At 26.9% G+C, this 11,197-nt stretch carries 12 protein-coding genes; 4 read left to right on the plus strand and 8 right to left on the minus strand.

The features are described 5' to 3' along the window. From HR065_RS01390 to HR065_RS01405, 4 genes are all read left to right on the plus strand, one after another. A partial coding sequence (locus HR065_RS01390; RefSeq protein ID WP_178734136.1) for a hypothetical protein occupies positions 1 to 274 on the plus strand: 274 nt, incomplete at its 5' end. After that, the gene (locus HR065_RS01395) at positions 271 to 858 is read left to right on the plus strand and encodes a hypothetical protein (protein ID WP_178734137.1); all 588 of its coding nucleotides are present in this window, start codon (positions 271 to 273) and stop codon (positions 856 to 858) included. The genes HR065_RS01390 and HR065_RS01395, both read left to right, overlap by 4 nt. Before the next feature lie 994 nt (positions 859 to 1,852). Continuing rightward, on the plus strand, positions 1,853 to 2,341 hold the full coding sequence (locus tag HR065_RS01400; protein ID WP_178734138.1) for an NUDIX hydrolase: 489 nt from the start codon (positions 1,853 to 1,855) through the stop codon (positions 2,339 to 2,341). 68 nt (positions 2,342 to 2,409) lie between these two features. Then, positions 2,410 to 3,897, plus strand: a complete 1,488-nt coding sequence (locus HR065_RS01405; RefSeq protein ID WP_178734139.1) for an MATE family efflux transporter — start codon at positions 2,410 to 2,412, stop codon at positions 3,895 to 3,897. 151 nt (positions 3,898 to 4,048) lie between these two features. Here HR065_RS01405 and HR065_RS01410 read toward each other — a convergent pair whose 3' ends face one another. From HR065_RS01410 to HR065_RS01445, 8 genes are all read right to left on the minus strand, one after another. Further along, the gene (locus HR065_RS01410) at positions 4,049 to 4,273 is read right to left on the minus strand and encodes a hypothetical protein (protein ID WP_178734140.1); all 225 of its coding nucleotides are present in this window, start codon (positions 4,271 to 4,273) and stop codon (positions 4,049 to 4,051) included. A 136-nt stretch (positions 4,274 to 4,409) separates the two neighbouring features. Next, positions 4,410 to 6,425 (minus strand): heavy metal translocating P-type ATPase, encoded by a 2,016-nt coding sequence (locus HR065_RS01415; RefSeq protein ID WP_178734141.1) that lies wholly within the window; start codon positions 6,423 to 6,425, stop codon positions 4,410 to 4,412. 172 nt (positions 6,426 to 6,597) lie between these two features. Further along, positions 6,598 to 7,857: a GTPase ObgE gene (obgE, locus tag HR065_RS01420; protein WP_178734142.1), complete on the minus strand. Its 1,260-nt coding sequence runs from the start codon at positions 7,855 to 7,857 to the stop codon at positions 6,598 to 6,600. 31 nt (positions 7,858 to 7,888) lie between these two features. Then, a complete protein-coding gene (rpmA, locus tag HR065_RS01425) occupies positions 7,889 to 8,185 on the minus strand; it encodes a 50S ribosomal protein L27 (protein ID WP_222813009.1) in 297 nt (98 codons plus the stop codon). A gap of 18 nt (positions 8,186 to 8,203) precedes the next feature. Then, complete coding sequence (locus tag HR065_RS01430) at positions 8,204 to 8,512, minus strand: ribosomal-processing cysteine protease Prp (RefSeq protein WP_178734143.1); 309 nt, start codon at positions 8,510 to 8,512, stop codon at positions 8,204 to 8,206. Positions 8,513 to 8,516: 4 nt separating this feature from the next. Further along, complete coding sequence (rplU, locus tag HR065_RS01435) at positions 8,517 to 8,825, minus strand: 50S ribosomal protein L21 (protein WP_178734144.1); 309 nt, start codon at positions 8,823 to 8,825, stop codon at positions 8,517 to 8,519. A 260-nt stretch (positions 8,826 to 9,085) separates the two neighbouring features. Next, positions 9,086 to 10,030, minus strand: a complete 945-nt coding sequence (trhO, locus tag HR065_RS01440) for an oxygen-dependent tRNA uridine(34) hydroxylase TrhO (protein ID WP_178734145.1) — start codon at positions 10,028 to 10,030, stop codon at positions 9,086 to 9,088. Positions 10,031 to 10,289: 259 nt separating this feature from the next. Next, on the minus strand, positions 10,290 to 10,973 hold the full coding sequence (locus HR065_RS01445) for a hypothetical protein (protein ID WP_178734146.1): 684 nt from the start codon (positions 10,971 to 10,973) through the stop codon (positions 10,290 to 10,292). Positions 10,974 to 11,197: the final 224 nt, after the last annotated feature.

Here is an 11,197-nt window from a genome sequence, read left to right on the forward strand (position 1 = left end):
TTCCGGCATCATTTACGGTGTTTATCGTTATAATAAAACCTCAAATGCCACCGACAACACACAACAACAAAAACGTCCCAACAAAAAAACCAAACCCAATGAAGAATACAATGATGAAGATATCATGGACTCAGAACTGGCAGCAAAATTTAAAGAATTAGATGAAAACATCTCTAAAATGAAAAAAGATCGCAATGAATTAGAACAAATGAAAAAAGAATCAGAAACAGTAAATCAAAACTTAGATGATCTATCTAAAAACCAACTCCTATGAATGAAAAAATTTCTGTTTCCCGACAAACTTTTAACCAAATTTTAAATTACATTGTAGATAAAAATAAATCCACTTCTTTACCTGATAATTTACCTTCTATTCTTCTGCCAAAAATACAACAAACCCAAACAGATTATCAAAAATTTCTAGATTCTGAAAACATCTCTGCTGCTCTTTCTGCCCCTTCAACACCAGAAATTCAAGCATATGAAAGAGAAATTGTATCTCATCAAGCAAAAATAAATCAAAATAACCCTCTCATAACACAAAAACAACAAGAAATCAAAAAATTACAAAAACAAGAAGATGATTTAAAAGCAGAAATAGCTTCTATTCCTGATACATTCGAATATCACAATGAAAAACAAGAATTAAGAACAAAAAAGGATACAATTAGAAATTCTAAAAATGAATTATCGCAAGAAATAATCCGCCTAGAAGGAGAAAACCAAAAATCCAACAATAAAATACAACGTTTACACTCGCAAATAAACGAATTAAAAGTTTTATTTTTACCACCTACCCAATCTCCCCAAGAAAAAGTCAAAAACAAATTGTTAGAATATCTAACTATTTCCAATTAACCATATATAATTAAAAAAACTTGACTTTTTAAAAAATAAATGCTAAAATACAAATATCCAAACAAAAATGTTAAAGTTTTTGGTTTGGGGGATTTGTTATAAAATAATTATTCCATAAATATTTCTTACGCGAAATAAAAAACAAAAAAGAGACCAAAGCCGTTAAACTTAAGGTCTCTTTTTTTGTTTATCGTTATTCTATTATATATTTTTAAAAAATTTAATAAATAATAATAAACCACTTACGATTTGTTAAATCGCTAATGAAAGCGATTGAATAACAATTAAAAAATCAATAATTTTTTCCATAAAAGACTCCTTTCTTACGCTAATAAATAGTTTAATGTCATTTCGGACCAAAAAAGAAAGGAATCGATAATAATATAACATATATATTTTTAAAAAGTTTATTTTTTTAAAAAAACTAAAATCAATATATTTAAACACAAATGATTAATTTGCCTCATCAGATCCTAATTCATTTGAGGATCTTTTTTTTTATGCCAAAAATGAACCTTATTTCTTAAAATGGATTCCAAATAGTCAATCTCGCTCAAAAAAAATATCTTCTCTCTTCTCAATAGATCAATTTTTAACATTATTGCTTTTTTTGAACTAAATTATCAAAAATACCCTTCATCTATTAATTGTCCCTTCTTTCGGTATTAAAAAAATAATATTGCTTTTTATGATTTTTAGTAAAAGAAAAAAATCATTAAAAAACATATTTTAATGCAATTAAATAATTAAAAAATAATTAATTCCATTAAAATATAAAAGAGTAATTATTTTGCAAATAAAAATTAATATTTATAAGAAAAAATATTGACATTTTTTAATTAATATTTAAAAAATGAGTTTGGTTTGTTAAAGTTGTAAGCATTTGTTTTTTGGTTAAGTTGTTACATATATTTTTATAATCATTATTTATTTAAAAAAATAATATTTTTCAATAAATGTTTGAAAAAAGTAACAACAGAAAGGTAATTAAAAAATGTCTTATATTCAAGGATTACGTAGTAAAATAGGGAAAGATCCGATTTTTTCTCCAGGAACTTCTATTATTGTTTATGAAAATAATAAATATTTGCTTCAATTTAGAAAAGATTTTCAAATTTGGGGTCTTCATGGCGGAGCTATGGAATTAGGAGAAAATTTCAAAGAAGCCGCTTTAAGAGAATTAAAAGAAGAAACTGATTTAGATGTGGTTACTATGAATTACTTCAAAACATACGCGGGAGAAGATATTAAAATTATTTATCCTAATGGCGATATTGTTTATCCTGTCGTAATGGGTTTTATCGTTAGTAAAACAGAAGGACAACCTAACCAACAACATGATGAAGTTTCTGATTTGAAATGGTTCGATGAAGAAGATTTACCTATTGAAGATATGATGATGATTGACAAAAAGTTTTTAAAAGATTTTATTCAATACAAAAATTCCAAAAATAAAATGCAAAACATTTGGCCTTGTGAATAAAATTAAAAACATCTTTTTATAAAAAATAATATTGTTATTTTTTAAATAAATAAAGGAGTTTCATTAGAATGTCTAAACAAGAAATACGTTCTAACAAAAAACAATTAAAGCAAAAAGCCAAACAAAAATTATTTTTAGAAGGCAATTTATTTAAAGTCCTTTTAATGTTGGTCATCCCTATCGCTTTAACCAATATAGCTTTTCAAGTGATACCTAAAAATATCGATCTATTTATGGCAGATAAACCCGACGGATCGGAAAAATTTACTGATTCTCTTGCTATAATCAGCAGTGTTCAAAATATGTTTTCTTTTATGGGTTTATCTTTGGCTACAGCAGGCATAGTTGTAATAGGTAAAGAATACGCTAAAAAGAATTATAAAACTGCTCAAAAAATGATTAAAACCACTCTTTTTTCCATTATAGGTATTACTTTTGGCATCGCTTTAATAGCTGTCATAATTGGTAGTCCTATTTTACATAAAGTCCTTTCTGGGATGGAAGAAGATGTTTTTAAAACGGTTCGTAAATATTATATTTTTTTAATTATTTCAGGAGTTTTAATGGCTGTTAATACGGTCTTATTAGGATTAGAACGAGTAAAAGGGAATATTAAAACTATTTATCTTTCCAACGCTTTGTTTGTTATTTTCAAAGTATCTATCAATTTCTTATTCGTTTATATTGGCAAGAAAGATCCTTATTGGTTAGGAGTTTCTACCGCTTTATCCAGTTTTTTAGTCACTATTTTTCTAGTGGTTTTATTTGTTATTTCTTTAAAAAGAGACCAAGGTGAATTAACAGACAGTGAAGAAGTGGATAATACTAAAACTAATATATTGAAAAATATTTTAAAATTAGCTTTACCTATTTTGGGTGGAAGATTAATTTATGAAAGCGGAAGATTAATTGTCCTTATTATCGGTTGGAAAATTTATCCTAGCGGAAGTTTAAGTGCGGTTCAAATAGGAGATGGTATAGCGGCCATCGGTTTGAATTTTGGATTTGCTTTAGAAGAGGCTCAATTATCTATTATTTCTGCTAATCTAGCGAATAAAAACCTCAAAAGAGCTTTTGAAACAATTAAAAAAACTTTATTATTAAATATGATTTTAGGTTTTGTTTTCACCGTTATTTTTGGTTTTTTTGGTCAAGAATTATACTTTTTGATCAAAGGTTGCAAACCAGAATATCGTTTGGAAGGAACAAAACAATATCAATTTCAACTAGGTATCATGATCGCTTCTATTTCTGGCTTTTATACAGTTGTTACTCAAGGGATAATGATTAGAAGTATGATTCCTTTTAAAAAGCCTCGTATTGATATGTTTTTCGCTTTATTAAGAGTATTTTTAAGAATTTCTTTCATCATTGTTTTAGGTTATTGGGAATTATCCCCGTGGAACAAATATGAAAATGCGAATAAGTCTTGGCAAGGATATCATTTCGCCAATCTAACAGCAAACACAATCCTTCTCTTTTCGGTCACTTATTATTTTTATTTTAAATTTTATAAAGATATTAAAAAAAATGGTTTTGAAGATATGCGCTTATAATTAAGGTTCAAAAAAACTTTAATTAAAGGCGAAAAAAAGACTACTTGGAATCAAGTGGTCTTTTTTCTTTCTATGTTAACACATGAAATAAGGTTTTTTATTATAAGTTTTTTCATTAAGGGAGAAGGGTTAAAATAATTAAAAGAGCGGATTAATCATTATTTTCTTTAGTCTTCTGATTTTGTTTTAACTTTTTTTCTTGTAAAAAATGTTCTACCATTTTTAAAACATTAGGGTTCACAAAAAGTATATTAGAATCCGCTTTAAAATGAGTTTTACGGGCTAAATTTTTAAAAACAACAATCTTAACTGTGTTAGGAACAACCTTTTTTAAAATGATGTTTAAACGGAACTTTTTATCTTGTTTTTTAAACATAATATCACTCTTTTTCTGTATAGAATAACTTTTTACAATATATAAAACATTTATTTACAAAAATAAAAACTATTATATAAGTTAAAAACCACTAAAAAAGATATAGTGGTTTTTTTATAATCAATATTTAGTTCATTTAGTTAGTTGGAAAAGGGAATAATTGGTCTTTTTCTTTAATGTTGGTTAGTATTCTTAAAGAGTTTACAAGGACTAAAATAGTACTAATCTCGTGTAAAAAGACAGCCCAAGGTAATTTAATATCAGCGATAGGGATAAAATTAGTTATAGATAAAATAACGATAACTCCGATAGAAAATATAATGTTTTGAAATATGATACTATTTAATTTCTTAGAAACTTTATGAGCGTAAGTTATTTTATTTAAATTATTTTTCATTAAAACCATATCAGCAATATCGATAGCTACATCAGTACCTTCTTGCATGGTGATACCTACATCAGAGTTAGCTAAAGCAGGCGCATCGTTAATCCCATCACCTACCATGGCTACCATATCGTATTTGCTTTTAATTTCGATTATTTTATTAGATTTATCTTCTGGCAAACAATCAGCTAAAACATAATCAACGTTTAATTGTTTTCCTATTGCCATAGCGGTTTTTTCATTATCGCCTGTCAACATGATTGTATGAATGTTATTCTCATTAAAGTAATTCACCATTTGTTCAGCTTCAGGGCGAACTACATCCAAAATAGCTATTACCATAATTATTTTACCATTATCACTAAAATAAAGCACTGTATTGCCTTTTTCTAAAAGATGCTTAGTTTTGAGTTCTATTTCTTCAGAAACTTGAGGGAAAGAGTTGTATTTGGCTACTTTATATTGACGACCTTCATGAAAAGATTCTAAACCAACGCCAATTAAATTATCAACTTGCATTTCAGGAGCATTATTTAATGTAAAATTTTTACTTAAATATTTATTGATAGCAAAAGCTAAAGGATGATTAGATTTTTGCTCCATTTTAGATAAAATTGTTAAATACTCTATTTTATCTTTTCCTTCTATTTCTGAAGGGAAAAAAATTTCTTTTACTGTGGCTTTACCGGTAGTTAAAGTTCCTGTTTTATCAAAAACAATAGCTTTAATGTTGGATAAATTACTTAAAGAATTACCATTTTTCAATAAAATACCATTTTTAGCTAAATGTGAAATAGAAGCAAAAGTAGCAGGAACATCAGAAGCAACTAAAGCACAAGGGGAAGCTACAGTTAAAAAGACCATACTTTTATAAAAAATATTTTCAAATTTGAAATATTCAATATGAGAGAAAGAATAATATATTATTTGACTAAATAATAAAATACCGACAGAAATTAACATGATTGCTTTTACATATAAAGGCTCTAATTTGTTAATTAAAGTAGCTCTTTTAGACATATTATTTTTCATTTGATAAGATAATTGAATAATTTTGGAAAAAATATTATTTTCTACTGTAGCGATAATTTCAACAATTAAAGTGTTATTGCCATTGATATTACTACCAAAAACTTTATCGCCTACTTTCTTATCAACAGGAATACTTTCTCCCGTAATGCTGGATTCATCAATAGAAGAAGTTCCAGAAATAATAATACCATCAGAAGGAATTTGATCACCATTTAAGACGATAACTTTATCGCCTATTTTTAATTTTTCTACTTCTATTAATTCAAATTCGCCGTTTTCTTTTAACAATCTTGCTTGGGTAGGAGCCATTTTTAAAAGATTTTTGATTTCTTTTTGGTTTTTATTTTCAATATATTCTTCTAAAAAATTAGCAGTAGCGAAAATAATAATCAATAAAATTGCTTCGTTAAAATTTTTTAAATAAATCGCCCCTAAAGCACCTAAAGTCATTAAAATATGAACGTTTGGGGTAAATTTTTTATTTTCTTTTGTATCTTGATAAGTTTCTACAAAACCTTCTATAATAACATGACAACCTGTAAAAAACAAGATAAGGATTGTTAAGGTATATTGAAATGGCATTTCATAATTCTTGTCTTTCAACCAACCAGCAAAATTGATAGGTACAAAAACTAAAGCATATAATAACAAACCACAAATAAAAAGAAAAAAATATGTTTTTTGATTTTTATGGGTTTGTTCTTGGTTGTTAGATATATTATTGTAATTTTCCATACTATGAGTCAACTTATTATTAACCTCTATTTCAAAAAAATATTTTTTTCATTCTTTATTTTCTATTAAATTTATTCTTCTGAAGAATTTTCTTCATTTGTTTCTGATTCAGTTTCAGTTTGTGAATCTTCTTCTAATTGAGCTTGTTTTTTTTCTTCATTTAATCTTGGGATTAAGTGGCTATTTCAAAAATATAATCACAAATTTTCACTTGATCGTTATCTTTCATACCTTTTCTTTTCAATTCTTCTTCGACACCTATTTTCTTCAAAATATGAGAAAACTTTTTCACTGATTCGTAGTTATTAAAATCCGTTCTATAAAAAAACTTTTCTACCATTTTGCCTTTCAATACAAAATCACCAAATTCATCTTTATAAACTTCAAACTGTTTTTCTTCGTCTAAAGTAAAAAGTTGATGAGTGGTATCTATTTCCGGCATAATCGGTTGATGATTTTTCAAAGAATCTATAATTTTAAATTTCAACGTCTCTAAATTCAAACTATTCCAAGTAGAAATGGAAAGAATGTTTTCCTCAGGAAAATGTTTTTGAAATTCAGCTAATTTAGCTTCAGCTTCAGGTAAATCCATTTTATTAACCACAATGATTTGTGGTTTTTTTAAAATAGCTGGATTATACATTTTTAATTCTTGCAGTAAGTTTTGATAATCTTGATAAATATCATCACTTTCAGGACTTAATAAATGGACCAAAACTTTACATCTTTCGATATGTTTTAAAAAACTAATCCCCATTCCACGACCTAAATGAGAATTTTCAATTAAACCAGGAATATCGGCTACTGTAAAACTAAAGTCTTGATGATAAACCATCCCTAAAAAGGGTTGTAAAGTCGTAAAAGGATAAGAATCTACTTTAGGTCTAGCGTTAGAAATAACCGAAATTAAAGAAGATTTACCCACATTAGGATAACCAACCAAACCGACATCAGCTAAAACTTTTAACTCTGTTTTAATGGTTAAACTTTCCCCTAAATCGCCTTTTTCCGCGAAATTAGGGACTTTATTTTTGGAGTTAGCTAAAGCAAAATTACCACGACCACCACGACCGCCTTTAGCGATCACTAACTGTTGACCGTGTTCTAAAATTTCCCCAATAAAACTATTATCTTCATTATTGTAAACTAAAGTCCCTAAAGGAACTTTCACAAATAAATCTTCGGCTTTAGCACCATTTTGAGTTTTATTTTTACCATTAACTCCGTGTAAAGCTTTTATTTTAGTTTTGTATCTCAGTTTTAATAAAGTGTTTTCGCCGGTTTCACCAACGAAAATAACGGATCCGCCTTGTCCGCCGTTTCCTCCGGAAGGACCTCCATAAGGAACGAATTTTTCCCTTCTAAAAGAAACAATTCCGTTGCCGCCGTTACCAGCTTGAACGAAATTTATGGCTTCATCTATAAAATTCATTTATAATTGTTCCTTCTCAATTGAAAAAACCTTAATTTAATTTGTTTTCCACAAAGTAAACAGAAACTTGTTTTTTCTTATTTCTTTTAGTTTCGTACTTAACGATACCGTTGACACGAGAGAATAAAGTATCATCTTTACCAATGCCTACATTATTGCCAGGAAAAATTTTTGTTCCTCTTTGACGGTAAATAATTGAACCCGCATTAGCGCGTTGACCGTCTGATAATTTAGCTCCTAATCTCTTAGAATGAGAATCACGACCATTACGAGTCGAACTAACACCTTTTTTAGAAGCAAATAATTGAATATTTAACTTTAACATGATTAAAACACCTTTTTTAAATTATTTTTTTTCTTGTAAATATTTACTATAAGTTTTATTTAAATCTTTTAAGGAATATTCTAAATTAGTTAAGAGATTATTGACAATCTCGTCTGTTTCTAATAAATTTAAAGAAAAATATCCTTGTTTCAATTGAAAAGTAACTTTTTTTTGTAAACCGAAAAGTTCAATAGCATTCATAGTGAGGATAATAGCTGTGGAAACAGAAGCGCAAACTATATCTTTATTTTTAACAGCGTATAAAGCATGACCTTTAATTTCTATTTGTTGAATGATGTTGTTTTCTTTTTGAAAAAAATATTCAATCATTGACTTAAACAGTTATCTTAGTGATTAAAAGTTTAGTATAAAGTTGTCTATGACCTTGTTTTAAACGATATTTTTTTCTTCTTTTGTATTTCGCTACAATGATTTTTTTAGCTTTACCTTGTTTAAGCACTTTAGCTTCAACGTTAGCTCCTTCAACAAATGGAGTACCTAAAATTTTCTTATCGTTTTCAATAGCTAAAACTTCTTCAAAAACGTAATTTTCTTCTTCGTTAACAGGTAATTTTTCTACATAAATTTCTTGACCTGGAGACACTCTAAATTGTTTGCCTCCTGTTTTTATAATCGCAAACATTTCGCAATCCTCCTTTTTTTATTTTTAATAATTTAATTTGTCCAAATTTATAGAATAACATGTTTTAACAACGTTATTATCATAAATCCATCATTTCTCAGAAAAGCAAAAAAACAAACTCTTTAAAATATTATAATTTTTAAAAAATTATAATAAAATAAAAACTCTCATATTATTTTATCTTATTTATTGTCAAAAGTCAAAATATTTTAACAAAAAAAGAACAATTTTAATAAGTTAATCCTTTTTGAACCTAATTATTATAAAATTGCTTCATATTCTTTTTGGTTGATATCAATATTATGTTTAATAACATAACGGTTTTTAGGATGTTTTCGACATTCTTTGGAACAACTACCTAAATATTTATGTTCGTTCTCTTCGCTGCATAAAATTTGTACGTTACAACTTGGATTAGCGCAGTTAATATATCTTTCACATGGTTTTTGATCAAAATAATCTTTACCCACAATAACGTGTTCGTGTTGGTTCACTTTAGTCGCTATTCTTTCATCAAAAACATAAACTTGACCGTCAAATAATTTACCTTGAACTTCTTCGTCTTGACCGTATTTAACAATACCGCCTTCTAATTGGTAAACTTCTTCTACGCCTTTTTGTTTTAAAAAAGCAGACATTTTTTCACAACGTACTCCACCAGTACAATAAGTCAAAACTTTTTTATCTTTCAATAAAGAGATGTTTTGTTCAGCCCATTCAGGTAAATCACGGAAATTACGAACATTAGGGTTAATAGCGTTTTTAAAATGTCCTATATTATATTCATAATCATTACGAACATCCAACACTACTACATCTTTTTCTTGTAATAATTGATAAAATTCTTTGGGTTTTAAATAATTATTCGCTTTTTCTTCTAAAGAAATATCATCTTTTAATTTTAAAGCCACAATTTCTTCTTTATGTTTGACCGAAAGACGAGGGAAAACATGTTTATCAGAAGACTCTATTTTAAATTCTGTTTCTGAGAAACGTGGATCTTGTACTAAATACTCCATATAAGCGTTAATGTCTTTTTCTAAACCTGATAAAGTACCATTAATACCTTCATGAGAAACAATAACTCTCCCTAAAAGTCCTAAATTTTGACAAAACTTTAAATGACTTTTTTGAAAAGCTTCAGGGTCTTCAATATGTGAATAATTATAAAATAAAATAACTAAATAAGGTTTTTTTTCAGCCATAAATTACAATTCCTATCTTGTGAATAACTTTTTAAAAATATTTTAAGGTAAAAATAAAAATTTTTAAATGTCATAACTAAATATATTATAAATCGTTTTAACTCATTTTTACTAAAAAAATATATTAATTTTCTTACTTTTCTATCTCTTATTTGAAAGATGAACTCTTCAAAGGAGGAAAGTTCTTTCTCCAAAGAGTTCTAAAACGGAAATGAGTCATGGAATATGACTCATTTCTTCCTCCATGATCTTCTTTGACTTAAGAGTTAATTTTTTCTAAAGAATATTTTTCTAAAACATATTCTAATTTAGGAGCTAAAAAAATAATTAATATACTGCCGATAACATAATAAATTATAAATAAAAAAGAGCTAAAAAATAAACAAAATTCCCAAGCTTGTCCTTTTTCTTTTAAACTGTATAAAAAACCCCAGAAAAACAAATCTTTTTGTGAAGGGTTGATTCTTTGAAAATAAACGAAATAAGTCGAAAGAGAAGTGCTTAAAATCCTTAAAAAGACTACTGTAAACAAACTGATAAAAATAGTTTTTTTATTGTTTAACTGGTTAAAATCGTTTTTATAAAAAAGACCTGATAAACTAACGGATAAATCATAAATAAGGTAATCAAACAGTAAAGTTAAGGAAAAATAAAACCAATCTAATTGATAAACTTCTTTAGTACTGATGATATAAGCATAACTTTTTAATAAATGGAATAAAGTGTAAAAACAATTGACTGTTAAACCGTTTTTAAAACCTAAAACGAAGCCTGATAAAAATAAAACAAGAAAAGATAATTTAAATATTTGTCCTCCAAAAGGTAAAGTTAAAAAAGGTAAAAACCATTTTTGAAAATAATCCAACATGATAGACATTGAAATAAAAATAGAAATAATAATTATTTTACGTAAAACAAATTTTCCTGTCTGTTTTTTAACCATTGGTACCTCTTTGAATTTGCACAATATTAAATGAAATTATTTTTTTCAATATCAATTTAATTTTATCATAACAAATATGGGAAAATGATTAAATATATAAAAGCGTTAATTCTTTTTGATTAATAGGGTTATAAAGGAGGAGAAAGGAGTTTGGAGTAGTTAAGATGGGATAAAAGGAAAGGCATTGTATTTTTAATTGATTAAACTCTTTTTTAAGACTTCTA

This window comes from Candidatus Phytoplasma pruni (genome assembly GCF_013391955.1).
Taxonomy (GTDB): domain Bacteria; phylum Bacillota_I; class Bacilli_A; order Acholeplasmatales; family Acholeplasmataceae; genus Phytoplasma.